This is a genomic window from Dyella jiangningensis (genome assembly GCF_003264855.1).
Taxonomy (GTDB): Bacteria; Pseudomonadota; Gammaproteobacteria; order Xanthomonadales; family Rhodanobacteraceae; genus Dyella; species Dyella jiangningensis_C.
The window spans coordinates 556,911-582,437 of record NZ_NFZS01000004.1; the positions used below are offsets into that span (position 1 = coordinate 556,911).

25 protein-coding genes are annotated in these 25,527 nt (G+C 65.6%); 5 read left to right on the forward strand and 20 right to left on the reverse strand.

The window, feature by feature from the left end:
• Positions 1 to 13: 13 nt before the first annotated feature.
• Positions 14 to 1,570 carry a hemolysin family protein gene (locus tag CA260_RS15205; protein WP_111983890.1) on the reverse strand — a complete coding sequence of 519 codons (1,557 nt, stop codon included), beginning with the start codon at positions 1,568 to 1,570 and terminating at the stop codon, positions 14 to 16.
• Between the two features lie 136 nt (positions 1,571 to 1,706).
• Here CA260_RS15205 and CA260_RS15210 point away from each other — a divergent pair, with 136 nt between their 5' ends.
• Positions 1,707 to 2,600, forward strand: a complete 894-nt coding sequence (locus CA260_RS15210) for a CPBP family intramembrane glutamic endopeptidase (protein WP_172461866.1) — start codon at positions 1,707 to 1,709, stop codon at positions 2,598 to 2,600.
• Between the two features lie 21 nt (positions 2,601 to 2,621).
• On the opposite strand, the gene CA260_RS15215 is transcribed toward CA260_RS15210, so the two are convergent.
• The 10 genes from CA260_RS15215 to CA260_RS15260 all read right to left on the reverse strand — a co-directional run bounded on the left by CA260_RS15215 (position 2,622) and on the right by CA260_RS15260 (position 9,859).
• Positions 2,622 to 3,194, reverse strand: a complete 573-nt coding sequence (locus CA260_RS15215; protein WP_111983891.1) for a Maf family protein — start codon at positions 3,192 to 3,194, stop codon at positions 2,622 to 2,624.
• Positions 3,195 to 3,226: 32 nt separating this feature from the next.
• The gene (locus CA260_RS15220; protein ID WP_111983892.1) at positions 3,227 to 4,738 is read right to left on the reverse strand and encodes an acetyl-CoA hydrolase/transferase family protein; all 1,512 of its coding nucleotides are present in this window, start codon (positions 4,736 to 4,738) and stop codon (positions 3,227 to 3,229) included.
• A gap of 93 nt (positions 4,739 to 4,831) precedes the next feature.
• Positions 4,832 to 5,281, reverse strand: coding sequence for a GNAT family N-acetyltransferase (locus tag CA260_RS15225; protein WP_111983893.1), 450 nt, complete (start codon positions 5,279 to 5,281; stop codon positions 4,832 to 4,834).
• Between the two features lie 126 nt (positions 5,282 to 5,407).
• Positions 5,408 to 5,878 (reverse strand): 23S rRNA (pseudouridine(1915)-N(3))-methyltransferase RlmH, encoded by a 471-nt coding sequence (rlmH, locus tag CA260_RS15230; RefSeq protein ID WP_111983894.1) that lies wholly within the window; start codon positions 5,876 to 5,878, stop codon positions 5,408 to 5,410.
• 85 nt (positions 5,879 to 5,963) lie between these two features.
• A complete protein-coding gene (gene rsfS / locus CA260_RS15235; RefSeq protein ID WP_111983895.1) occupies positions 5,964 to 6,356 on the reverse strand; it encodes a ribosome silencing factor in 393 nt (130 codons plus the stop codon).
• A 75-nt stretch (positions 6,357 to 6,431) separates the two neighbouring features.
• On the reverse strand, positions 6,432 to 7,532 hold the full coding sequence (locus tag CA260_RS15240; RefSeq protein ID WP_338065737.1) for a nitronate monooxygenase: 1,101 nt from the start codon (positions 7,530 to 7,532) through the stop codon (positions 6,432 to 6,434).
• A 79-nt stretch (positions 7,533 to 7,611) separates the two neighbouring features.
• The gene (locus CA260_RS15245) at positions 7,612 to 7,950 is read right to left on the reverse strand and encodes a hypothetical protein (protein WP_111983896.1); all 339 of its coding nucleotides are present in this window, start codon (positions 7,948 to 7,950) and stop codon (positions 7,612 to 7,614) included.
• Between the two features lie 370 nt (positions 7,951 to 8,320).
• Positions 8,321 to 8,599, reverse strand: coding sequence for a pentapeptide MXKDX repeat protein (locus CA260_RS15250; RefSeq protein ID WP_111983897.1), 279 nt, complete (start codon positions 8,597 to 8,599; stop codon positions 8,321 to 8,323).
• A gap of 71 nt (positions 8,600 to 8,670) precedes the next feature.
• Complete coding sequence (locus CA260_RS15255; protein WP_111983898.1) at positions 8,671 to 9,330, reverse strand: NrsF family protein; 660 nt, start codon at positions 9,328 to 9,330, stop codon at positions 8,671 to 8,673.
• Positions 9,331 to 9,334: 4 nt separating this feature from the next.
• On the reverse strand, positions 9,335 to 9,859 hold the full coding sequence (locus CA260_RS15260) for an RNA polymerase sigma factor (protein ID WP_238149816.1): 525 nt from the start codon (positions 9,857 to 9,859) through the stop codon (positions 9,335 to 9,337).
• A gap of 310 nt (positions 9,860 to 10,169) precedes the next feature.
• Here CA260_RS15260 and CA260_RS15265 point away from each other — a divergent pair, with 310 nt between their 5' ends.
• The 3 genes from CA260_RS15265 to msrB all read left to right on the forward strand — a co-directional run bounded on the left by CA260_RS15265 (position 10,170) and on the right by msrB (position 13,378).
• Complete coding sequence (locus tag CA260_RS15265) at positions 10,170 to 10,820, forward strand: hypothetical protein (protein ID WP_111983900.1); 651 nt, start codon at positions 10,170 to 10,172, stop codon at positions 10,818 to 10,820.
• Between the two features lie 187 nt (positions 10,821 to 11,007).
• Positions 11,008 to 12,729 (forward strand): cytochrome c biogenesis protein DipZ, encoded by a 1,722-nt coding sequence (locus CA260_RS15270; protein WP_111983901.1) that lies wholly within the window; start codon positions 11,008 to 11,010, stop codon positions 12,727 to 12,729.
• 28 nt (positions 12,730 to 12,757) lie between these two features.
• Positions 12,758 to 13,378, forward strand: a complete 621-nt coding sequence (gene msrB, locus CA260_RS15275; RefSeq protein WP_111983902.1) for a peptide-methionine (R)-S-oxide reductase MsrB — start codon at positions 12,758 to 12,760, stop codon at positions 13,376 to 13,378.
• A gap of 112 nt (positions 13,379 to 13,490) precedes the next feature.
• Here the strand turns inward: msrB and nadD are convergent, their stop codons facing one another.
• The 8 genes from nadD to CA260_RS15315 form a co-directional block, all read right to left on the reverse strand.
• A complete protein-coding gene (gene nadD, locus CA260_RS15280; RefSeq protein WP_111983903.1) occupies positions 13,491 to 14,129 on the reverse strand; it encodes a nicotinate-nucleotide adenylyltransferase in 639 nt (212 codons plus the stop codon).
• Positions 14,130 to 14,307: 178 nt separating this feature from the next.
• Positions 14,308 to 15,318: a DNA polymerase III subunit delta gene (holA, locus tag CA260_RS15285; RefSeq protein ID WP_111983904.1), complete on the reverse strand. Its 1,011-nt coding sequence runs from the start codon at positions 15,316 to 15,318 to the stop codon at positions 14,308 to 14,310.
• Between the two features lie 6 nt (positions 15,319 to 15,324).
• Positions 15,325 to 15,891: an LPS assembly lipoprotein LptE gene (gene lptE / locus CA260_RS15290; RefSeq protein ID WP_111983905.1), complete on the reverse strand. Its 567-nt coding sequence runs from the start codon at positions 15,889 to 15,891 to the stop codon at positions 15,325 to 15,327.
• Positions 15,892 to 15,896: 5 nt separating this feature from the next.
• Entirely contained in the window at positions 15,897 to 18,653 is a 2,757-nt protein-coding gene (gene leuS / locus CA260_RS15295) for a leucine--tRNA ligase (RefSeq protein ID WP_111983906.1), read from the reverse strand.
• A 173-nt stretch (positions 18,654 to 18,826) separates the two neighbouring features.
• A complete protein-coding gene (locus CA260_RS15300; protein ID WP_111983907.1) occupies positions 18,827 to 19,441 on the reverse strand; it encodes a PqiC family protein in 615 nt (204 codons plus the stop codon).
• Positions 19,438 to 21,111 (reverse strand): intermembrane transport protein PqiB, encoded by a 1,674-nt coding sequence (locus CA260_RS15305; protein ID WP_111983908.1) that lies wholly within the window; start codon positions 21,109 to 21,111, stop codon positions 19,438 to 19,440. The genes CA260_RS15300 and CA260_RS15305 overlap by 4 nt, the downstream gene beginning before the upstream one ends.
• Entirely contained in the window at positions 21,104 to 21,727 is a 624-nt protein-coding gene (locus CA260_RS15310; RefSeq protein WP_111983909.1) for a paraquat-inducible protein A, read from the reverse strand. Before CA260_RS15310 ends, CA260_RS15305 begins: the two co-directional genes overlap by 8 nt.
• Entirely contained in the window at positions 21,724 to 22,365 is a 642-nt protein-coding gene (locus tag CA260_RS15315; protein ID WP_111983910.1) for a paraquat-inducible protein A, read from the reverse strand. The genes CA260_RS15310 and CA260_RS15315 overlap by 4 nt, the downstream gene beginning before the upstream one ends.
• A gap of 213 nt (positions 22,366 to 22,578) precedes the next feature.
• On the opposite strand from CA260_RS15315, the gene trxA reads away from it, so the two are divergent.
• Positions 22,579 to 23,448 carry a thioredoxin gene (gene trxA, locus CA260_RS15320; protein WP_111983911.1) on the forward strand — a complete coding sequence of 290 codons (870 nt, stop codon included), beginning with the start codon at positions 22,579 to 22,581 and terminating at the stop codon, positions 23,446 to 23,448.
• Positions 23,449 to 23,533: 85 nt separating this feature from the next.
• Here trxA and CA260_RS15325 read toward each other — a convergent pair whose 3' ends face one another.
• Positions 23,534 to 25,525: an alpha/beta hydrolase family protein gene (locus CA260_RS15325; RefSeq protein WP_172461867.1), complete on the reverse strand. Its 1,992-nt coding sequence runs from the start codon at positions 25,523 to 25,525 to the stop codon at positions 23,534 to 23,536.
• Positions 25,526 to 25,527 lie beyond the last annotated feature (2 nt).

Here is a 25,527-nt window from a genome sequence, read left to right on the forward strand (position 1 = left end):
GCGACAGCGCACCTTATCCTTCCGGCGTCACCTTCAGGCGCTCGATGCGCGCCCCGTCCATCGCCACCACTTCGAAGTGCAGCCCTTCGCTGACGAAGGTATCGCCGACGCTGGGGAGACGACCCAGTTGCTGCAGCACATAGCCGGCGAGCGTGGAAAAACTGTCATCACCGCTCAGCTTGAAGCCCAGCAGGTGTTCGACACGACGCAGGTCCAGGCTGGCATCGAGCAACCAGCTGCCGTCCACTGCCTGCACGGCAGACGGATCGCCGCTTTCATCGTCGGGAAATTCACCGGCAATCACTTCGAGCACATCGGTCGGCGTCACCAGGCCGAGTACGCTGCCGTATTCGTCCACCACCAACGCCACCTGCAACGGTGAACGGCGGAACTCCTCGATCAATCGCAGCACGCTCAGCGACTCGAGCACGGTCAGCGGCTTGCGCACCACTTTTTCCACGTCGATGCGACCGTGCTCGAGCAGGCTTGCCAGCAGGTCGCGCGACGATGCTACGCCGACCAACTGGTCGAGATCATCGCCGGCCACCGGCAGCCACGCATGGCTGGACGCGCTCACTTCCGCGCGAAGCTGATCGACGCCCTCGCGCGGATCGATCCAGTTGATTTCCGGGCGCGGCGTCATGATCGAACGCACCGGGCGATGCGCGAGATCGAGCACGCCCTGCACCATCGCCAGTTCATCCTTGCCGAACACCGCCACGTTGCCTTCGGGGCTCGCGGCGGTGGGATGAGGTGCGGCCTCCTCTTCCTCCTTGCCCGCACCGCCCAGCAGATTGATCACCGCCATCGCCGTGCGATCGCGCAGCGTGCGTGCGCTGCCCAGCAGGCTGCGCTGGCGATTGCGGCGCATGGTCTGGTTGAAGGCCTCGATCATGATCGAGAAGCCGATCGCGGCGTACAGATAGCCCTTCGGGATATGGAAGCCGAACCCTTCCGCCACCAGGCTGAAGCCGATCATCAACAGGAACGACAGGCAGAGGATCACCACCGTCGGCCGCGCGTTGACGAAGTTCGTCAGCGGCTTGCTGGCGCTGATCATCAGGATCATCGCCACCACCACCGCGATCATCATCACGGAGAGCTGGTCGACCATGCCCACGGCGGTGATCACCGAATCGAGCGAGAACACCGCGTCGAGCGCGACGATCTGCGCGACCACCAGCCAGAAGCGCGCCGGTGCGCGCTTGGCGGCGTCATGGTGGTCGTCTGCCTCAAGCCGCTCGTGCAGCTCCACCGTCGCCTTGAACAGCAGGAAGGCACCACCCAGCAGCAGGATGATGTCGCGCCACGACAATGACAGCGCGCCCCATTCGAGAATGGGCGCGGTGAGCTTCACCAGCCAGGACATCGCCCCCAGCAGGACCAGGCGCATGACCAGCGCCAGCAACAGGCCCAGCACGCGGGCATGGTCGCGCTTCTTGGCCGGCAGCTTGTCGGCGAGGATCGCGATGAAGACGAGGTTGTCGATGCCGAGCACGATCTCCAGCACCACCAGGGTGAGGAGTCCTGCCCACGCAGTAGGGTCGGCCAGCCAATCGAAAGCGAACATGGGTCGGCGCTCGGCGCGCCGTTTTCCTCCTTGGAACTGCCGCCACTATACAGGGCGACCGCGTGAACACGGCGAAAGCCGCTACGTCGACCGTGCCAAAGGACAGGATTGCGCCCGCGCCGCGGCAGGGACTAGCGTGGTTCCGTCAGGCGACGAGCGCGTTGCGCCCTGGCGGATCGACCTGCACGCGCGCCTGCTGGACCCGCCATCGATGGATGCGAACCGATTGAAATACGCCTCTGATTCGCCGCCATCCCTGTCCTTCCCGACGCCGGCGCCAACCGCCTGGCATGCTTTCGGACTCATCGCGCTGTACTTCGCCTTGCAGCTCGCGGTGGGCGGCCTCATCGGGCTCACGGCCGGTGTGGCCATCGTGCTGCAGCATGGCGGAGGCCTGGGCGACGTGGTCCACCAGGCCCGCGCCTGGCTGGGCCAATCCAATGCCAGCGCCACGGCAGTGATGGCCACGCTGGTGGTGTCCGCGTCACTGATCGTGCATCTCGCCCACCGACGCTGGCCATTGCTCTGGCATCGCGGCGACCTTCCGGGATTGGGATTCACCCCGACGCGGGCGCCGACGCTGTATGCCGTTGCCGTCGTGCTCGGCATGCTCATGCCTTTCATCGGCGGCCTGCTGACGCAATGGCTGGCTCAAGGCCATGAAGTCAGCCAGGACATCAAGCAGCTCGGCGCGCACATCTCGCCACTGCTGCGGTTGCCGTTGGCACTGCTCGTCGTCAGCGTGGGACCTCTGGTGGAGGAGCTCTTGTTCCGCGGCGTGCTGCTTTCGGCGATCAGTCGCCATGTAGGCAGTGGCTGGGCCATCGTCATCACGGCCGTGCTGTTCGCCTGCGTGCACCTGCCCGACCTGTCGTTCCTCTGGTACGCGCTGCCGAACCTCGCGCTGCTGGGTCTGGTGCTCGGCTGGCTGCGCGTACAGTCCGGCTCGATCTGGCCGGCCGTACTGGCTCACGGTGCGAACAACCTGCTCGCCGTGGTGTCGTGGTTCATGATGATGCCGGGCAACTGAAGCGACGATCGCGGCAGCGTTTCATCCATGGCGTATCACGCCATGCGCGCGCAATAACCTCGCCGTTTCGAACACCGGCAAACCCATGACGCCCGAGTGGCTGCCATCGAGGTGTTCGACCAGCTTCGCTCCGTGTCCCTGGATCGCATACGCGCCCGCCTTGCCGAACGGTTCGCCGGTGGCGATGTAGGCGGCGATGACGGCGTCGTCGAGTTCGGGCATGCGTACGCGCGACAGGCTGGTGTCGCTCCACTCGCCCTTGCGGCCCACCAGCCAGATGGTGGAAATCACTTCGTGTACGCGCGCCGACAACCTGCGCAGCATCGCAGCGGCATCGGCGGCGTCGGCGGGTTTGCCGAAGACTTCGTCGTCGAGCACCACCTCGGTATCGGCCCCGAGCACGACGGCCTGCGGATCGTTCAACGCGGCATAGCCCGCCAGCGCTTTCTCGCGTGCCACGCGACTGACGTACTCGCGCGGCGCTTCGGCCAGCGCACGCTGTTCCGGCACGTTGACATCGACCACCTGGAACTCGACGCCGATCTGCTCGAGCAATTGACGGCGTCGGGGCGACTGCGAGGCGAGATAGAGCATGGCTGACGCGCGACCGATGACGTAAGGAGGCCCTAAGGTCGCATATCGCCGGTCTCGAGGAAACGCTGGTGCCAGGCCAACGCCTCGCTCAACAGGTGCGGCGTGTGCTTGCCACGGCTGTCATGCAGCGCGCGGTTGAAGTAATCCTGCAACAACGGGCGGTAATCCGGATGCGCGCAGCGCTCGATGACGACCTTGGCGCGCTGCCGCGGCGACAGCCCGCGCAGGTCGGCAAGGCCCTGCTCGGTGACCACCACGGCGACGTCGTGCTCGGTATGGTCGACGTGGCTCACCATCGGCACGATGCACGACACCGCGCCGTTCTTGGCCGTGCTCGGCGTGAGGAAGCACGACATGAAACCGTTGCGCGCGAAATCGCCCGAACCGCCGATGCCGTTGATGATGCTGGTGCCGGCCACATGCGTGGAATTGATGTTGCCGTAGATATCGGCCTCCACCATGCCGTTCATGGCGATGCAGCCGAGTCGGCGCACCAGTTCCGGATGGTTGGAGATCTCCTGGGTGCGCAGGATGATGCGCTTGCGGAAGAACTCGATGTCGGCGAGGAAGCGCTCGATGCCGGCGGGACTCAGCGAGAACGACGTCGCCGACGCCACCGAAAGCACGTCGTTCGCGAGCAGGTCGAGCATGCCATCCTGGATCACCTCGGTGAATGCGGTGAGCCCCTTGAAGCCACCATCGCGCAGACCACCCAGCACGGCGTTGGCGATGTTGCCCACGCCCGACTGAAGCGGCAGCAGCTGCGGCGAAAGCCGACCCTTGGCGATCTCGTGGCGGAAGAACTCGATCAGGTGTCCCGCGATCTGCCGTGAGCAGTCGTCCGGAGGAGAAAACGCGCTGTTGCGATCCGGTGCGTTGGTCTCGACCACGGCGATCACCTTGTCCGGATCGAGCCGCAGGTACGGCTCGCCGATGCGGTCGTCCGGTTTCAGCAGCGGGATCGGCTTGCGATTTGGCGGCAGTGCGGTGCCGTAGTACACGTCGTGCATGCCCTCCATTTCCATCGGCTGCCAATGATTGACCTCGACGATCACCTTGTCCGCGAGATCGAGCCAGGTCTTGTTGTTGCCCACCGACGACGATGGCAACAAGCGACCATCGGGCATGATGGCGGTGGCTTCGACCACGGCGAGGTCGAGCTTGCCGAAGAAGCCGAACCACGCGTACTGCGCAACATGGCTGAGATGGATGTCCAGATAGTCCATCTCGCCACGGTTGATGCGCGCACGAAGCTCGGGATCCGACTGGTAAGGCAGGCGCAGGTCGATGCCGTCGGCGCGTGCGAGCGCACCATCCAGCTCGGGCGCCGTGGATGCACCGGTGAGCACGCGCACGCGGAACGACTCGCCGCGCTCGTGCGTCGCCACCATGCGCGCCGCCAGCGCCTGCGGCACGGCTTTCGGATAACCCGCGCCGGTGAAGCCGCTCATGCCGATCGTCATGCCGTGGTCGACCAGCTCCGCGGCCTTGGTCGCCGTCATGACCTTGGCTCCGAGCCCGGCGTGGCGAATGCGATGGTCCATGGTGGTTGCTCCTGAAGTGCAATCCACTCATGGTAGCGCCCGGTCCCGTCAAACTCTTGGCAAGCTAGACCATGGTCTGAGGCAGGATTTCGCTTACAAAGCGATGCTGTACTCGCGAAACTCCTGATCCCGTTTCCACCCCAGCGACTCGTACAGCCGTTGCGCCGCTTCATTCGTGTGCGCCGTGGTGAGCGACATGCCCACGGCACCGGCGGCACGCGAGAAATCCATCGCCTCGTGAATCAACGCCGCAGCCACCCCGCCTCGTCGCGCATTCGCTGCGACAAAAAGATCGTTGAGCAGGTAGGTGCGTGCGGCGCGCACGGACGAAAACAGGGGATAGAGCTGGGTAAAACCTACGCCGCGCCCTTCCTCGTCGATCGCCAGCAGGATCACCGACTCAAGGTGCCGGAAACGTTCGAGCAAGAAATGTCTCGCCAGCTCGGAATCGGCGGGCTTGCCATAGAACTGGCGATACGCATCGAACAGCGGCGCAACGAGGTCGACGTCGTGGATGGTGGCCTGGCGCACCGTGAAGGACATGGGCCGGTCCCGAGAGGCTGAAGTGGGCGCAGTATGCGGCAGCATGCCGGGCCGGCATATGACCACTTTCCACGCAAAATGGCCGTCGTGGTCGATGGCCCGCAGGTGCGTGGCGGAGGCCCGCGATCAGGCGCGATGGTACGGATGTCCGGAAAGCAGCGTGGTGGCGCGATAGAGCTGTTCGGCCAGGACCAGACGCACGAGCATGTGCGGCAGCGTCAGCGGTCCCAGCGACCAGCTCTGGTCGGCTCGCGCGAGCACCTCGGGCGCATGGCCGTCCGGCCCGCCAATGAGGAATGCGAGGTCGCGTCCCGACATCCGCCATTTCGCCAACTGCGCGGCGAGATCTTCGCTGGACCACGTCTTGCCACGGCCATCCAGCGCAACGACGTGGATGTCGCGCGGCAGGGCGGCGAGGATCGCCGCGCCTTCGTCCTGGATGGCCCGAGCATCGTCGCGTCCCTTGCCGCGCACGCCGGGTTTCAGCTCGATGAGTTCGAGCGGCAAGTCGTGCGACAGTCGTTTGCGGTACTCGGCGAACCCTTCCGCCACCCAGGCGGGCATGCGTTCACCGACGGCAATCAGGCGCGCACGCATGCGTCTTCACCGAAAAGCGGGGAAACAAAGAGAACCGCCGCGCGCATCCGAAGGCGCGCGGCAACGACCGCCATGGCGCGGGACATCAGCCCACGCTGGCGACTTCGGCGTCCATTTCGCGGTCACCGACGGTCCACAGCCTTTCCAGGCCATAGAACTCGCGGATGCGCGGAAGCATGACGTGGACGATCACGTCACCCAGGTCCACCAGTACCCATTCGGCTTCCTGCTCGCCTTCCACGCCAAGCGGCATCACGCCCGCCTTCTTGGCGAACTTGACGACTTCGTCGGCGATGGATTTCACATGGCGCGCGGAAGTGCCGGAGGCAATGACCAGCAGATCGGCGATGGAGGTCTTGCCGCGGACGTCGATCTCACGAATGTCCTTGGCCTTCAGTTCGTCCAGCGCGTCGAGGACTTGCTGGCGAATGACCGCCGTGGTGGCGGATTTGGTGCTGCGCGGGGAAGTCTGACTCAAGTGCGGTTGCCTCGATGCATGATCGATGCGCGGAATGGCGCGGGGGCAGTATACCGCCCCACTCTGAAGCCCACGTCAAGCCAGGCTGGCGCGAGCCTGGGCGTATTCCGCAAGCAAGATCGCGACCAATTCCGCGGCCGGCATGGCACGGGACAGGCTCGCCGCCTGGCCGCACCACTCGGATACCAGATCGCTCCGGCCCGCAGCGGCCGCGGCCTTGCGCAAGGGCGACGTGAGCGCGTTCATGACGGGATAGGCGGGGAAAGCCCCTGCCTTCGACTCCATCGCCTCCACGTAGGTATTGCGCCGGCCCCGCGCCGCGCGGCCGGAAAAGCTGCGAATGGTGGTGACGCGCGTGTCCTCGGTAGTGGGGATGTCCTGCTTCCAGGCGGACGCGGCAGCAGATTCCGGGCAGGCCAGGAATGCGGTGCCCAGTTGGCTGACGGCCGCACCCAGCATTTCGGCTGCCAGCATGCCCCGCCCGTCCATGATGCCGCCGCCGGCGATCAGGGGCACGTCCACCGCGCGCGCCGCCAGCCGGATCAGGGCAAACAGCCCGATCATGGCCTCCTCCGGCTCGTGCAGGAAGGTGCCGCGATGGCCGCCTGCCTCCGCACCCTGCAGGCTGATGGCGTCCACGTCCAGCGCTGCCCAGGCACGCACCTCCGCCAACGAGGTCGCATTGCCGACGACGGCGATATCGCGGCGCTTCAGTTCATCCACCTGCCTCGGCGTAAGGAGATTGAAGGTGAAGCTCGCCACGGCGGGGCGCGCCTCGCACAGCGCGGCGAACTGATCGGAAAAGCGCGGCGACCAGCGTTCCGGCCGGGTCGTGCGCGCGGCGAGCCCTTCGTGCTCCATCAGCGCATCCAGCGCGGCGCGCGCATGATCGATGGCGGCTTCATCCGCCTGCACGTCATCCGGCAGCGCGAACAGGTTGAGCGCGAACGGACGGTCGGTCGCCGCACGGATCTTTGCCGCATCGTCGAGGATGGCCTGTGGCGCGAGATAACCCACGCCATGCGAACCCAGCCCACCGGCACGGGACACGGCTGCCACCAGCGCGGGTGTCGAGGCGCCCGACATGGGGGCGAGAACGATCGGCTGGGTGATACCCAGGCGTTGCAGCAGACCGTGGGGCATGACGCGTGCTCCGTCGCGTGGACGATGCGCCATTACACCATGCCCTCATGACCACACGACCAAAAAAACAAGGCTCCCGCGGGGGGAGCCTTGCATGGCGATGCAATGGGAATCAGTGACCGCTGGTGGAGGATGACGCCGGCTCGCTGCTCTTCTTGTGCTTCTTGTGGTGCGAGCTGCTCTTGTTGGTGTCGCTCTTCATCGAATCATTGGCGGACTTCATTTCATCCGCGTTGGATTTCATGGCATCGGAGTTGGACTTCATCGCATCGGAATTCGATTTCATCGCATCGGAATTTGACTTCATGGCATCCGAGTTGGACTTCATCGCGTCCTTGCTGGTGTCCTGGGCGGACTGCGGCGACGTGCTCTGCGCCATGACAGGTGACACGGCGAAGCCAAGAGCGACGGCAGTGGCGAGGGCGAGTACGGCGTAACGGGAAACTTTCATGAGTACGTGTCTCCTGAAGCGGTGAGGTAACCGTGCGGCCGCGCCGCACTTCCATGGAACGGCCGGCACCACTCTTCCAGAGAGGCCCGACGATCCGGCACCGGCTCACGTCGGTTCCGGCCATGCCACATCAGCAGTCCTGCCCGATGCGAACGATCCATCCCTGGTTCGAGAAGCCATGTCGCCGGGCCAGCCCCTGTCGCACTCGCCCGAAACGGCCTAAAGCCTATACCCATGCCCGAGGCCGAAATGCGACCTGCCGACACCTTCGTTCAGCGTCAATATCGACAGACCGCACATGTTCAAGCGGGTTTGCTGCGGTGCTCACGCCTCGTGCAAAGCCGCGTTTTCTTGCGGTGACGCGCCAAGGTCACTGGCCACCGGACACGCCAGCGGCATGGTCGCCGCCGCCGTCCTTCTTCATGGCGTCGCCGTGGTGCATCGCATCACCCTTTTTCATGGCGTCAGGCTTTTTCATGCTGTCGTGTTTCATGCCTGAAGCATCTTTCTTCATCATCATGTCGCCGCTTTTCATCGCGTCCGGCTTCATGGCGCTGCCGGCGCTCGCCGGTTGCATGGCGTCCTGCGCGGAAGCGATCGACACGCAGGCGAACGAAGCTGCAAGAACCAGCGAAAGCAAGGTCTTCATGGGAACTCTCCTGAGAAATGGACGGTGCGGTATTCACCGCATGTCTTCCTTCGCTGCGACGGCGAGGAGGGTTACTTCAACGCCGGCTGCAGCAGGCGACCGCCCATCAACGCATTCGCCAGCACCACGATGCCGACGGCGATGGCGTGGGTGACGAGGTCAGTGGCCGCGACGGCGAAGCCGTGGCAGATTTCCAGCAGCGCCGCCGACGCCGCCGCACTGGCAAGCCCGATCATCACCGCCGTCAACACCGGCCGCAGCGGGCAGGCACGGCGCAGCAGCCATACCAGCAGCGCAGAGAGCGGCAGTGACAGGCTGATGATGAACATCAGGCAGTCGCCGGACTGATGCGCGGTCGCCACCGTCGCTCCCGGCACGACGATGTCGCGCAGGCACCCCAGACCGCTGGCGCCCACCCATAGCAGGAGGCCAGGCAACGGCAGCCACGCCCATCCGGCGGGCCGCCCGGGAACGCCAAGCGTGAACGCTGCCCATGCCGCCGACACGGCAGTGATCAGCGCACCGACGCCCGCCACGGCGATGTCGGGCTCCGCCACCCAGCGACGAAGCATGTGCTCGGCACCGTAGTGCCACAGCAGCGCCAGTGCGATCGCCGCCACCGCCAGCAGCCAGCCGGCCGTGCGCAGCCAGGGCGGCGGCAGGCGCCGCACCGGGGTCAGCTGCACGCCCAGCGACTGGATCAGTGACTCGGGGAGTCGCGACTCGGACATGTGCTCAGGATTCTCCGTGGAAACGGCTGCGCAGCGCCTTCATGGCGCGGTGCAGGTTCACTTTCAGCGCCCCCGACTGGCGCCCGGTCTGTGCGGAGGCTTCCGCCAGCGAGCGCTCCTTGAGGCCCAGTTGCTCGACGGCTTCACGCTGTCCCGGCGGCAACGTCGCGATGGCCTCGTGCAGGCGGCGCACCGCCTGTGCGCGCTCAGTGGCGTCGGCGGCATCGTGCTCGTCGGGGTGCAGGTCGTAGGCGCGCTCGTCATGCAGTTCGCGATGCCCCCGTCGTCCCTGGCTACGCAGCGCGTCGATGGCGCGGCGCGCGGCGATGGCCGACAGCCATGCGTCGTACGAACGGCTCGGATCGTAGGTATGGCGCACGCGATGCACGGTGAGCAGGGTTTCCTGCACCACATCGTCCGCCAGATCCGCATCGACGCCCTGGCGCCGCGCCGCGCTACGGATCAGCGGCACCGACTCGGCGAGCACACGCTCGTAGGCCTGCCGGTCGCCGCCCTGCGCCGCCGCCATCCAGGCCGCCCGCCGCCGCTCCGGCACATCGGTGGCGCTTTCAGCGTCGCTCACGGCAAAGTCGGTCCCAGCCCAGACAGGAAGGACGCTATCTAGAACCATCGAACGGGTAGCGGTCAAGGCGGCGCTCATGAAAAGGGGTCGGGTGGCCTCTGGGTTATTCGGCGCCCTCGCCGTTTTTGTTACCTCCACCGCAGGTTATCGCGGCTGCCCCACGATGTTTCAGAAACGTCTCATGGGACGGACGGAGCGCGATTGGCCTAATGCGGCGCCCGCTTCGGCGGGCCTACCCCACCGCAAGGAACGCTCCATGAAAAAGATCCTGCTGGCCCTGGCATTCGCCGCGGTCTCCATCCCGGTCGCGTCTCAGGCGAGCCAGAGCAACGGCATCAGCTACAACTACGTGCAGCTCGACTACGCCAATATCAGCCAGTCGGGCCATGACTTCGTCGCCGATGGCGGCATCCTTTCCGGCTCCTACAGCTTCGCCGATCACTACCAGGTGTTCGGCAGCTACAGCGACCTGCGCTCGGACACCGATCGGTACCCGCTCGGCTTCGATAATTACACCTACACCACGAAGAGCACCGACAAGCCCTGGACGCTCGGCGTCGGCTATTTCACTGCCCTGAGCGACCGCGCCGACTGGGTCACCCAGCTGTCCTACACGCGCGACCGCTACACGCATCGCGTGTGCCTGGACGACTACGGGTGCGACCGATTCCACAACCGCTTCAACATGTGGTCGGTCAATACCGGCGTGATGGGCCATATCACCGACAAGCTCATCGGCAATGCCTATATCGGCTACAGCAATGGCGGCAAGGGCGTGATGGGCAACGTCTTCGGCGATTTCGGCCTGATGTATGCCTTCAACACGACCTGGGCAGTCGAAGGCGGCGTGCGCCTGGACAACAACAGCGCGGAAACCTTCACCCTGGGCGTCCGCGCCAGCTTCTGATCCACCTGGCGCATTCGAAACCGAGCCCGGCACACGCCGGGCTTTTTTTTCGCGCGGGCATGACAGGCGGCCACACCGGGAGGATGCTGCAGCAGAGGGCTGGCGCCGTTTTGCCAGCGTGGCGACCTGTAACCGCCGGGCCACGCCCGGCGAATACGTTCATGACTCCCTGACGGATGCTGCCCGCATGCTTGTGCTGATCCTGGCTTACCTAGGTGGTGTGCTGACCATTCTCAGCCCATGCATCCTGCCGGTGCTGCCGTTCGTGTTTGCCCGGGCCGATCGCCCCTTCGCGCGCAATGGCCTGCCGATGTTGCTGGGCATGGCGCTCACCTTCGCCCTGGTGGCCACGCTGGCGGCGGTCGGCGGCGGCTGGGCGATCCGCGCCAACCAATATGGCCGCATCGTCGCCATGATCGTGCTGGCGGTGCTGGGCCTGACCTTGCTGTCGAGCCATCTGGCCGAATGGATCAGCCGGCCGTTCGTGGCGCTGGGCAACAAGCTGACCCAGCGCTCGGATGCCGAGGGCGATTCGGCATGGTCCGCCGCCGGGCTGGGTGTGGCTACCGGCCTGCTCTGGGCGCCATGTGCGGGTCCGATCCTCGGCCTGTTGCTCACGGGTGCGGCGCTCAACGGCGCCAGCGTGCAGACCACGCTGCTGCTGCTCACCTATGCGGCCGGTGCGGCCACATCGTTGGCATTGGCACTCGCCGTCGGCGGTCGTGTGTTCGCATTGATGAAGCGTTCGCTGGGTGCGGGTGAATGGGTGCGACGCGCGCTGGGCGCGTTGGTGCTCGTCGGCGTCGCGGCGATCGCGCTGGGCGTCGATACCGGCCTGCTGACCCGCGTGTCGCTTGCGAGCACCGGCGGCATCGAACAGAAGCTGATCGATGCGGTGCGCCCTGCACCGGCACCGCAACCCGTGGCGAAAGCGGGCGAACCGCTGCCGGTCGAAGGCGAGCTGCCTTCGCTGGCCGGCGCCACGCAATGGATCAACAGCGTGCCGCTCACCGCCCAGTCCTTGCGCGGCAAGGTGGTGCTGGTCGATTTCTGGACCTATTCCTGCATCAACTGCATCCGCTCGTTGCCCTACGTGCGCGGCTGGGCCGACAAGTACAAGGACCACGGCCTCGTCGTGATCGGCGTGCACGCGCCGGAGTTCGCCTTCGAGAAGGAGCCGCAGAACGTCATCAAGGCGGTGAAGGATCTCGGTGTCGACTACCCGGTGGCGCTCGACAACGACTACGCGATATGGAAAGGCTTCAGCAACGAATACTGGCCCGCGCATTACTTCATCGACGCCCAGGGACGCATCCGTCATCACCATTTTGGCGAAGGCGAGTACGACCAGAGCGAGGACGTGATCCGTCAACTGCTCACCGAAGCGGGCCAGAAAAACCTCCCCGGAGGCTACGTGCAAGCCGGCGCGCAGGGCGCGGAAGCGGCCGGCTCGGGCGATGCGCAGCGTTCGCCGGAAACCTACGTCGGCTATGCGCGCGCCGAGAACTTCGCCAGTGGCCAGGTGGCGCACGATGACGCGTGGAACTACCACGCACCCGCCACGCTCATGGCCAACCAGTGGGCGCTCGACGGTCATTGGACCGTGCGCGAAGAAAGCGCGCGGCTGGACAGCGCCAACGGCCGCATCGTCTATCGCTTCCGCGGACGCGACCTGCACCTGGTGCTGGGTCCCTCGTCGGATGGAAAACCCGTGCGATTCCGCGTGACCATCGACGGCAAGGCCCCGTCTGCGGACCACGGCATGGACACCGACGCCGACGGCAACGGCACCGTGACCTCGCAACGCCTGTACCAGCTGGTGCGCCAGGCCGGCGGTACGGGTGAACGCACCTTCGAAATCACCTTCCTCGATCCGGGCGTGCAGGCCTACGCCTTTACGTTCGGCTGATCCACGCCACCGCGTGATGGAGGCAACCATGTCTCGCACCAAGGACATCGTGATGATGGAACGCCGCCGCTTCCTGCGCGCGGCACTCGCCGGCGGCGTCATGGCCGCGGCGGGCACATGGCTGTTGCCCGGCTTTCTCAGGCGCGGCGTGTCATCGGGAGAGGCCATGGCCGCGACGCCTGCGGCGTCAGGCGAGGATATGTTGCTCGAGTGCTTTGCCGACGATGGCCGGCATCTCGGCTCCTGCCATGTGCGCAAGCTCGTCCTCAACGATGCACAATGGCATCAGCGGCTTTCCGATGATGCGTATTACGTGATGCGTCGCGAAGGCACCGAGCGCGCTTTCAGCGGGCAGCACGAGAAGCCATCAGTACCCGGCCTCTATCGATGCCCTGCCTGTGACACGGCCTTGTTCGACGCCGCCACGCAGTTCGACTCCGGCACGGGATGGCCGAGCTTCTGGCAGCCGATCGCCAAGAAGAACGTCATCGAAAAACGCGACCGCAGCTTTGGCTGGGAACGCATGGCCGTGAGCTGCGCCGGTTGTGACAGCCATCTCGGGCATGTGTTCGATGATGGCCCGCCGCCGACCGGGTTGCGTTACTGCATGAACTCGGTGGCATTGCGGTTCGTGCCACGCACGTCGTGAGGCCGCGCGCGCTTTTGTAGGAGCGCACCCAGTGCGCGAAAAGCCTACGGAGCGGAGACGTTGCAGTTCTGCGGTCGCGCACTGGGTGCGCTCCTACAGACGAAGAAAGAGCTCAGGCCTTGCGGTAAGGCGCGAGAATCGATGGATCGTCGAACAATCCGCATGGCAGCAGATAGCGCGGATCGCGGCCTTCGGCCAGGAGCTCGCGGACGCGCGTCGCCGAAATCTCCAGCGGCGTGACGGAGAGCTCCATCACCTTGCCTGTCGGCAGGACACGCAGAGCGGATGCATCATCGATGAGTCGCGGTCCGATGGCGGTCAACAGCTCGTCGGACCAGGCGACGTCCACGCCGGGGCGGCTTAGCACGCCGATATGAGCCACATCGAACAGCTCGCGCCAGCGATGCCATGACGGCAGGCCAGCGAAGGCATCCGCGCCCAACAGCAATACCAGCGGGCGATCGCCCTCTTCCTTCCTCAGCTCTGCCAGCGTGTCGATCGTGTAGGACGGGCCGCTTCGCTCGAGTTCGCGCGTGTCGAGCGTGAGACGCGACTGCTTCTGCAAAGCCGCTTTCAGCATCGCCACACGCTGTTGCGCATTCGCCAGTGGCGACGGCCGGTGCGGCGGCACGCTGGCCGGCATCAGGCGTACTTCGGCATCGAGCAGCTCGGAAGCTTCCCAGGCCACGCTGAGATGGCCCAGGTGGATGGGGTCGAAGGTGCCGCCGAAGATGGCGAGAGGACGGCTCATCCTCGTTCCTTGGGGTGATGCGAAGCTGGCCCCAGGGGAGAAAGGGTCGAGGTGACTTGACGCCTCGCGTCGAAGTTGATTGCCAAAACCATGCGCAGGCGATGATGGACCGACGCGAGCACCCGCCCCTCACCCCAGCCCTCTCCCCGGAGGGGAGAGGGAGAAGAGAAGTGCGTCGTCACGCGAGTGCCTGTGCCGCGCGCGGCTCGGCGATCGCGGCGATCAGGCGTTCCGCCTCGAGCCACGCATCGCCCTGCTCGCGGCCTTTGGCCATGCGGTCGATGCGGGCGGCGCGGGCAAGGCATTGCAGCCAGTGTTCGCGCGGTGCGCGGCGCAGCGCCTTGCGGAACAGTTGTTCGCGCGCGGGCCACAGGCGTTCGGCGCGCGCCTGCGCGGCGAAGTCGCGCGCATTCGCCAGACGGAGGGCGAGCTGCAGCTGGTTCACCAGCCAGCCCATCAGCGCGATCAGTTCATCGCCCTCCGCATGCAGGCCATGCAGGATGCGCAAGGCGCGTCCGCCTTCGCCTGCAAACGCGGCGTCGGTGAGCTTGAAGGCGTCGTAGCGTGCACTGTCGGCGACCAGGTTTTCCATTTCCGCCGCGTCGATCTTGCCCTGGCCGTGCAGCACGACCAGCTTGTCGATTTCCTGCGCGGCGGCGAGCAGGTTGCCTTCGACGCGCTCGGCCAGAAGCGCCGCGGCGTCCGGCGTGGCGGAGAGACCGCGCGAAGCCAGTCGCGCACTGATCCATGCAGCCCATTCGTTGGGGCGCGGCGCATTGAAGGCCACCATCGTGCCGGCGGCATCGAGGTTTTTGGTCCACGCGCCTTCGTGCTTGTTGCTCCACTCGGTGGCGGTGATCAGCAAGGTAACGTCGGGCGGCGGATTGGCGCAGAACTCGTTGATGGCCTTGGCGCCCTCGGTGCCGGGACGACCGGTCGGAAGGCGAAGGTCCAGCAGGCGGCGTGTCGCGAACAGGGACATCCCGGCGGCGGAACGCGCCAGGTCATCCCAGTCGAAATGGTTGCCGACGTCGAGCACTTCGCGCTCGGCATAACCGAGCTTCCGCGCCTGCGCTCGCAGGGCGTCGGCGGCCTCCAGCACCAGCAATTCCTCGCCGACCAACAGATAGACCGGCTGCAGGTGGTCCGCCGTCAGCGACTTCTGCCATTGGGCGGCATTGAGCGGCATGGCGGCTCAGTGCGTGCTGCTGGCCGGCGCAGGCACGGACTCCGCCGCCTGGGCAGCCTGGGCAGCCGTCTGTTCCGGATGGCGGCCGGCAGCCTGCAGGCGGAACAGGATGGCCTGGACCATGTCGTCGTTGAGGCTGCTGTGAATCGCATCGACCTGCGCCGACGTGCCGATGGTGTTGGTCGCGTCGTAGCTGAACTCGCGCGACATGTCGATGCGCTGGCGCTGCACCAGCGGCTGGCCGGCGCCGTCATGCACTTCGAACTGCACCTGGTAGCGCACCGTGTATTCGGTGACGCGAGCCTGGCCGCTCACCGTCAAGGTATCGGTGCTGAAGCTCGCCACCGGTACGTTGAGTTCCGCGATGTCGGCGCCGGTGTGCTCTTCCACCGTCACACCGGAACTCGCCAGCGCACGGGCCAGGCCACGCTGCAGGTTGGGGTCACCGTTGACCGTGACGTGCACATGCTGCATCGACGGCGGCAGCGCCACGCTCTGGCGCAGGTGGAAGCCACATGCCGCGAGGGCCAGGGTGGACATCAACAGCAGCGAAGCTTTCAACGCACGGCTCATGGATTTCATCCTGCGACGATGTTGACGATCTTGCCCGGGACCACGATCACCTTGCGCACGGCCTGGCCTTCCAGGAAGGCTTTCACGTTCGGCTGCTCCAGGGCAAGCGCCTCGGCCTCTTCCTTCGAGGCGTTGGCGGCGACCTCGATGGTACCGCGCAACTTGCCGTTGACCTGCACCGCCAGCGTGAGCGAATCGCGCACCAGCGCGGCGCTGTCCACCCGCGGCCACGGCTGGTCTTCCAGCACGGACGGCGCATGGCCCAGCACCTGCCACAGCGTATGGCTCACATGCGGCACCACAGGATTCAGCAGCAGCACCATGGCTTCCAGCGCCTCGTGGCGCACGGCGCGGCCCTGGTCGCTCATGTCGTTGAACTTGTTGAGCGCGTTGAGCAGCTCCATCAGCGAGGCGATGGCGGTGTTGAAGGAGTGGCGGCGACCGAAGTCGTCGCTGACCTTCTGGATGGTTTCGTGCACCTGGCGGCGCAACGTCTTCTGGCCGGCGTCGAGTGCCGTCACATCGACCACCGGATGATCCGGCTGCGCGGCATGCGTGGTCACTTCGCGCCAGAAGCGGCGCAGGAAGCGGGCCATGCCTTCCACGCCGGCCTCGCTCCACTCCAGCGACTGCTCCGGCGGCGCGGCGAACATGGAGAACAGGCGCACCGTGTCAGCGCCGTACTTGTCCACCATCGCCTGCGGATCGATGCCGTTGTTCTTGGACTTGGACATCTTCTCGGTACCGCCGATCTTCACCGGCTCGCCGTCCTTCTTCGAACGCGCACCGATCACGCGCGCCTTCTCGTCGCGCTCGATCTCGACATCGGCAGGGTTTATCCAGTCCTTCGAACCGTCTGAGTTGTCGCGATAGAACGTTTCGGCGATCACCATGCCCTGGCACAGCAGGTTGGTGGCCGGCTCGTCGCTCTTCACCAGGCCCGCGTCGCGCATCAGCTTGTGATAGAAGCGGAAGTACAGCAGATGCAGGATCGCGTGCTCGATGCCGCCGATGTACTGGTCTACAGGCAGCCAATAATTCGCGCGCTCGTCGACCTGGTCTCTGGCGCCCGGGCTGGTGTAGCGCGCGTAATACCAGCTCGATTCCATGAAGGTGTCGAAGGTGTCGGTCTCGCGCTCGGCCGCGCCGCCGCACTGCGGGCAGGTGGTCTTGCGCCATTCGGGGTCGGCCTTGATCGGCGACTGCACGCCGGAGAACGCGACATCCTCGGGCAGCACCACCGGCAGCTGGTCTTCCGGCACCGGCACGGCGTCACAAGTCGGGCAATAGATCACCGGGATTGGGCAGCCCCAGTAGCGCTGGCGGCTCACACCCCAGTCGCGCAGGCGCCAGTTCACGCGGCGCACGCCCTTGTTCTCGCGCTCGAAGCGCGCGGCCATGGCTTCGAAGGCCTGGCCGTAGTCCATGCCATCGAACTCGCCGGAGTTCACCAGGTAGCCGCGCTCGGTGTAGGCGCTATCTTCCTGGACGCTCTTTTCGAAGTCTTCGATCAGCTGCACCGCTGCCGGCACGTCATACACATCGACGCTGCCGACGCCGAGGGCGGCGCGCAGCGGATCGGAACCCACGCCCTTGGAGAGGTCGTGATGGATCTCGGCCACCGCATCGAGCACGGCGCGATTCACCACCACCATCTTGATCGGCAGGCTGTACTTCTGGGCGAATTCCCAGTCGCGCTGATCATGGCCGGGCACGGCCATCACGGCGCCGGTGCCGTAGCCCCACAGCACGAAGTTGGCGACGAACACCGGGATCTTCTCGCCGGTGAGTGGATGGATAGCTTCGATGCCCGTGTCCATACCGCGCTTTTCCTGGGTCTCCAGCTCGGCTTCGGATACACCGCCGTGCTTGAGCTCTTCGAGGAATTCAGCCAGCTTCGGATTGTTCTGTGCGGCCTTGATCGCCAGCGGATGCTCGCCTGCGATCGAGACGAAGGTGACGCCCATCAGCGTGTCGGGACGCGTGGTGAAGACGGTGAGCGGCTCGCTCTCGCCTCCCACCTCGAAGTGGATTTCCAGACCCTCGGAGCGGCCGATCCAGTTGCGCTGCATGGTCTTGACCGCATCGGGCCAGCCCGGCAGCGTGTCCAGGCCGTCCAGCAGCTCCTGCGCGTAGTCGGTGATCTTCAGGAACCACTGCGGGATCTCGCGCTTTTCCACCAGCGCACCAGAGCGCCAGCCGCGGCCGTCGATCACCTGCTCGTTGGCCAGCACGGTCTGGTCGACCGGATCCCAGTTCACCACCGCGTTCTTGCGGTAGGCCATGCCCTTCTTCATCAACCGCGTGAACATCAGCTGTTCCCAGCGGTAGTACTCCGGGCGACAGGTGGCGAATTCGCGGGTCCAGTCGTAGGCAAAGCCCATGCGCTGCAGCTGGCCACGCATGTGCTCGATGTTCTGGTAGGTCCACTTGGCCGGCGCGGTCTTGTTCTTGATGGCGGCGTTTTCGGCGGGCAGGCCGAATGCGTCCCAGCCCATCGGCTGCAGCACGTTCTTGCCCTGCATGCGCTGGTAGCGGCTGATCACGTCGCCGATGGTGTAGTTGCGCACATGGCCCATGTGCAGCGCGCCGGACGGGTACGGCAGCATGGAGAGGCAGTAGAACTTGGGCCGCGCGGCGTCTTCCTTCACTTCGTAGGCGCGGTGGTCGCGCCAGAAAGCCTGGGCGGCGGTTTCCACCGCCTGCGGCTGGTAGCCGTGTTCGCTGGCCTCGTTGGAACCCTGATCCTGAATGTCCTGCATGTGTCCGGCGCCGTGATGTTTTTCTCAGTCGGCAATGACTGATGGTGAACGCGGCAGACTAGCAGAAATGGCGTCAAATCGTCCCGCAGAGGCGGTTTGCACCGATGCGGAACGGAGCTGGGCCGAAGCTGCGGTCGCGCACGGGGTGCGCTCCTACAGAGACGCCGGTGCTGTCAGGCGCCGGGGCAACGGGCGGATTGGCCGTTGGCGAGGGCGCCGGCGGCCGCACCGATCTCGCCGGCCAGACGGTCGATGGCCTGCTGGTGGCCCTGCACCAGCGTGTCGTAGCCCTCGCCCACGGTTTCGCTGATGCGACTCGTGCAGGCCAGCGGCTCGCCACCTTTCAGCGGACGCACGCTCCATGCGGCATCGAGGTAGGCGTAACTGCCGGGCACGGAATCGAAGCGCCGCACATCGACCTTGATGCGTACGGTGGCCTTGCCCTGGGCAGGCAGGCCAGTGATGTCCTGCGCGTGGAAATCGCGCGTCAGGTCGGCCGACAGCGCGCCGCGCACTTCATCGCCCAGCGGTGCGATCCAGCGTTGGCCCTGCAGCACCGCCACGCCTTGCCCGCCCTGGCGCACCACCAGTTGCGGCAGGTCGACCTGGGCCGGCACGGTCACAGGCAGCAGTTCGAACTGGAAGGGCTGCGCCGTGGGCGCGACGGTCGCCTCGGTGCCGGGGGCCGGCACCAGGGTGAAGTAGCGGATGGGCGGGGCCGAGCTGCACGCACCCACGGCCAGTGCAAGCAGGGCCACGCCCAGGTTCAGGGTTCGGGCACGGATCATGGCTTGCTCCCTTGTGTCGGCGCGGCCGGCGGTGGCGGCGCGGGCTGCAGCTTGTCGTCGGCGCGGCGTCCGCGCAGCAGCGCGTCCGGATGATCGCCGAGGTAATCGGTAAGCACGCGCAGCGAACGCGCGGCGCGCTGCAGTTCCTGCAGGCTGCCGCCGAGGTTCTGCTGCAATGGCGCATCCGGCGCGAAGGCGCTGTTGGCCGTGCCCAGCGTCTGCTGCGCGCCCTTGAGCGTGTTGGTCACTTCCGGCAATACGTTGCCGTTGACCTGCTTGAGCGTGCGATTGAGTTCGCCCAGCGACTGGTCGAGGTTCTTGCCGATGCTGTCGAACGGCACCTTCTGCAGCTTGCCCACGATATCGGCGATCTGCTGTTGGATCTTGTCCAGGTCACCCGGTGCGGTGGGAATTTCCAGCGGCTTGGCGGTGCCGTCGAAGGCCACCTTCGGCGCCTTCGGCAGGAAGTCCATCGCGATGTAGAGCTGGCCGGTCAGCAGGTTGCCGGTGCGCGCCTGCGCACGCAAGCCGTGTTCGACCAGGCGGCCCATCATCTGGGACATCTGCTCGTCATCGCCACGCTCCCTCGCCAGCGCCACCAGCTTGTCGTGGGCCTTGCCCAGTCGGGCCGGATAGACCACGGCACCGACGATGGTCGGGAAGGTCTGGGTCTTCTCGTCGAAATCGAGGTTGATCGACACCACGCGTCCGAACGGCACGCCGAGGAACTCGACCGGCGCATCCACCGCTAGCCCGCGCAGTGATTGCTCGAAGCGCATGCGGATGTACTTGGGCTCGCCGTCCGGTGGCGCCATCGCGGTGGCGCGATCGTTGAACAGGCGATAGGCGGCATCTTCCTGCGCAGGCGTGGCGTCGTGCGGCCCGGGCGGGTCCTGGAACGCCACGCCACCCGCCAGCACCGTGGCCAGCGACTGCGTGTTCACCTTCAGGCCGTCCGCGCCCAGCGACACATCCACGCCGCTGGCGTTCCAGAAGCGCGACGAGGTGGTGACGAACTGATCGTTCGGCGCGTCCACGAAGATCTGCAGGGTGACGCCCTTGCCGTCCTTGTCCAGGTGATAGGTCGACACGCGGCCGACCTGGATGCGCCTGTAGTACACGGGCGAACCGATGTCCAACGACCCCAGGTCATCCGAATGCAGGTCGAAGGTCTTGCCCGGTGCACCATGGGTGACCGGCGGCGGATTCTCCAGGCCGGTGAACTCGCTCTTGGGCTCGCTCGACTCGCCGACGTCCGCACCGATGAAGGCGCCGGAAAGCAGCGTATCGATGCCGGACACGCCACCCAGGCCGATGCGCGGACGCACCACCCAGAAGCGCGTGTCCGCCGTGGCGAAACCCTGCGCGCTCTTCTCCAGCGCGACCTTGGCGATGACGCGCGAACGGTCCTCGCTGAGCCGCACGGCGGTCACGCGGCCAATGGTCACGTTCTTGTACTTCACGACCGTCTTGCCAGGATCGAGCCCTTCGGCGCTGAGGAAACTGATACTCACCGTGGGGCCCGCCTCGATCCATGCATGGATCACCAGCGAAAGGCCGACCAGCGCCGCGATGATCGGCACCAGCCACACGATCGACGCGTTGACGCGTGGTCGGCGGACGACGGGTTCTGGCAAGTCGTCGGTGATCGGCTTTTTGTCGTCAGTCATCGAAGTCCCTGCCATCCCAGATCAGTCGGGGGTCGAACGTCATCGAGGCCAGCATGGTAATGACTACCGTGAGGCCGAAGTACACCACGCCAGGCAAAGGCTCCACCTGGCTGAAGAAACCGAACTGGACCAACGCCGTGAGCAAGGCCACCACGAAGACGTCCAGCATCGACCAATAGCCGATGAACTCCACCAGCCGGTACAGCTTGGAACGCTGTCGCTGGGCCCACCGGCTGCCCCTCTGCGCGCTGATCAGCAGCAGGCTGAGGGCGAAGAATTTCAGCACCGGTACCACGATGCTGGCGGTGAACACGATGACGGCCAGGTCGGGCGAACCCTTCACCCACAGCTCGATGATGCCGCTGAGAATGGTGTTGTCGTCCACGTCACCCACGCTCACCGTGCGCATGATCGGCAGCACGTTGGCCGGAATGTAGAAGATGAAGGCGGCGATCAGCAGTGCCCAGGTGCGGCTGTAGCTCGCGGTCTTGCGCTTGTGCAACGAAGACCCGCAGCGTGGGCAGGCAGCATCGGGCGCCTCGACATCACGGCAGACCATGCCGCACACGTGGCAGCCGACCAGGCCCAGGTCGCTGGCGCGAGGCAGCCCGCTCACGCTGGAGTTTCCTCGGTGACGTCCCACAGGCGTCGCACGTCGATGCTCGAGAAGGCGGTAATGATCAGCATCAGCACGCCATAGGCGAAGATGCCCGGATTCGGGATCACATCGAAATACATGTGGGCCTTGACGATGGCCACCAATGCGCCGAGCACGAACACCTCGCTCATGGTCCACGGCCCGATGCGATACAGCGTCACCATGGCCCAGCGGAATCCAGGTGCGCGCCGCCCGGATCGCGCGTACAGCGACACCCAACCCAACAGCACCATCTTGACGATGGGGAAGAAGAACAGCGTGGCGGCCGCCAGCACGGCCACCACCTGCGCATGTTCGCGCCACATCATCACGATGCAGCCCCACAAGGTGGTGCTGATCAGCGTCCCGTTGAGGCCCAGAGTGACGATGGGCCAGATGTTGGCCTGGATGAAGGCGATCATGGCCGTCACCACCAGCGCCAGGATGGCGTTGACCGACAGGCTGTGATGGCGCGCCAGGATGGCGTCGCAACGCACGCAGCGCGCCACCTCGCCGCACGCGAGTTCGCGCCTGCGGTAGACGGTATCGCAGTGCTCGCAGATCCACAGCGTGGGTGGGGCGATGCCGGTTTTGACGCCTTGCGCGGGCATGGTCATGCGGGGATTTTCGCAAATATTGCGGGCCAACGCCGATAGGACCTTGGGCACCCTTTACATGCGCCCGCCTGAAGCGATCGTAAGTGGCCAGGGACTGCACGGATGTCGATCGCCATCGCGTCATGCCGCCGTGAAAGGGGCCGGAACAGGCTTAACCCTTGATATGCTGGGCTTTGCCCTGATGTGTGGGCCATTCGTCAACGGGAGTTTCCAGTGAGTGCCACGACCGCCGATACGCATGTCTTCGACGTGCGCGAGGACAACTTCGAAGCCGAGGTGCTGCAGGCCTCGCTGACCACGCCCATCCTGGTGGACTTCTGGGCGACCTGGTGTGGCCCGTGCAAGACCCTCGGCCCGATGCTCGAAAAGCTGGCTGGCGAATTCAACGGCGCCTTCCGCCTGGCCAAGGTCGACGTGGACAAGTCCCAGCAACTGGCCGGCATGTTCGGCATCCGCAGCATTCCCACCGTGATGCTGGTGAAGGACGGTCAGATCGTCGACGGCTTCGCCGGCGCCCTGCCCGAGGGCCAGCTCCGCGAGTTCCTGCTGCGCCATGTGCAGCCCCAGGACGGTGAAGCCGCCAACGACGACGGCGAAACGGCCGTGCAGGAGACGCCCGAGGAAGCCATCAGCCGCATCCAGCAGGCAATCGCCGCAGAGCCCGAGCGGACCGAGCTGAAGCTCGATCTCGCCCTGGCGCTGATGTGGGCCGGCAATGTGGAGTCGGCGGAAGCCGAGCTCGCCGCCCTTCCCGCCAACCTGGCCACCGACCCGCGCGCCGTGCGCCTGCGCAGCCAGCTCGACCTGGCGCGTGCGCTCAAGGGAGCGCCATCCATGGCCGAACTGCAGCAGCGCATCCAGGCCAACGCGGCCGACTGGGAAGCACGCGACCTGCTCGGTGTGCGCCTGTTGCTGGACGGCGATGCCGAGGCCGGACTGGACCAGTTCCTCGCCACGCTGGAAAAGGCCCGCGACTGGAACGACGGCCAGGCGAAGAAGCGCCTGCTGGCCGCCTTCTCCACGCTGGATGACGCGGAACTCGTCGGCCGCTACCGCCGGCGGATGGCGTCGTTGCTGTTCTGAGCGAAGCCGTTCGCTTCGCCTGTGATCCCATTCCGCTAACCGCCTCATGACGCTCCGGCACGCAGGAGCGTCATGAGGCGTTCGCTCAAGGCGAGCCCGCACCCGCAGACTGGCCGCCCAGGTTGCGATCGAGGAACTGGGTCACCCGTTCGAACAGTTCGGCCTGGTTCTTCTCGTCATAGAAGCCATGGCCTTCGTCTGACTTGTACAGCCACTCGTGGGCAATGCCGCGCTTCTGCAGCGCCGCGTGCAGGCTCTCGCCATGCTGCGGCGGCACGCGGGTGTCCTGGCCACCTACAATCAGCATCACGTTGGCCTTGAGGCTGTCGAGCTGGTTGACGGGCGAACGCGCAGCCAGCGTGGTCGCGTCGCTGCCCAGTGAGTAGCGCAGAAAGCTCTTGCCCGCAACCTGATCCGAAATGTCACCCTTGGAATACATCAGGGGCAGGTCGTAGACGCCGACATAGCCGATGGCGCAGCGATAGAGGTCCGGTTCCTTCACGGCTCCTTCGAGCGCAGCATAGCCACCATAGCTGCCGCCGTAGATGCAGATGCGCCCCGCATCCGTGATGCCCTGCTGGATGGCCCAATGCGTGGCGTCGGTCAGGTCATCCTGCATCTTGCCACCCCATTCGCCATAACCTGCTTTCACGAATGCGCGACCGTAGCCGCTGGAGCCACGATAGTTCACTTGCAGCACGGCGTAGCCATGCGTGGCGAGCGCCTGGACATAGGGGTCGTAAGCCCATTCATCGCGCACGCCGAAGGGACCGCCGTGCACATAGACCACCAGTGGCTGATGCTTGGACTTCTCCTTGCCCGGTGGCGTGCTCAGGTAGCCATGCAGCGTAAGGCCATCGCGCGCCTTGAACTCCACGGGCTCCATGGAGGCCATCAGGTCCGGCTTGATCCATGGCGCTCGCTGCAGCAATACCGACGCGTTGCCTGTTGCCGCGTCCCACAGGTAGAACGTACCGGGATCCATGTCCGACGATGCCAACGCCACCGCTTTGCTGCCGTCGTCCGTGCTCGAAACGATGCGCACGCTCTCGCCCGGAAACTGCTTGGACATGCCAACGATTGCCTTCATCGTGTCAGACCCGGCGACGATCGCCTCGGTGGTCGGCATCGCCGGCATCGAGTTCACGCCGACGACGTCCAGCCCATCCAGGCTGTAGACGAGGCCGTCCAACCCCGCAACGGCACTGCTCCAAACGGGTTTTTCCAGCATGGCCTGCGTCGCCACGTCCCACTGGCACAAGGCGCTGGCCGCACCGGGCACGGTGCAGGACATGTATACGTGGCTGTCGTCCCGGCTGAACGTATAGGGCACCGGCACGTCTTTTTCATCGGTGCCCTGGAACAGCAGCGTCCACGGCTTGCCATCGCCATCGCGGTAAAACACCTGCAAGTGGGCGCGGCTGTCCCAACCAAAAGCAAACCGCACCACGCCCTTGTTGTCGGTGACAAACTCCGCGTTGCGCACGGGAGCGGTCGCAATCGGATGCTTGCTGCCGTCGCGCACGTCCATCATGTAGACCTTGGTGAAATCGCCGTCCGCACCACTGTTCCACGGCGTGACACCGATCAGCACGTGATCTTCGTCGTTGCGCAGGGTATCGATGATTTCACCGGTAGCTCGCTCCGGTTCGCGCTGCTGGATATGCGTCGCCTTGACCGGACCGCCTGCGCGGTAGCCGAACAACAGTTCCGACCCCGAGCCGTCGCCGTTGATCGCGAAGATTTCGCCTGTGGAGAACGGGCGATCCCAGCCAGCCACCTTGGTGCCTTCGGTGTAGAGCACGCGATGATCGTTGGCCCACCACAGATCAACCACCTGGTTGCCTTCGCGCGGCCGGACCATGTTGCCTTTCTGCTTGACCAGGTCCACCAGCGCCAGCATGGGCTTGCCGTTGACCACCGTGGTGGCGGCAAGGTAACGCCCATCGGGCGAGATCTTTACCTTGTCGTACTGCATGTGACGCGCGAGATCGGCGAACGGCACGCTTCCCGCGAGCGCCTGGCCCGACAACAGACAAAGCGCGCAGACCACTGCGCGCCTGAGCAGCTTCTTCATAC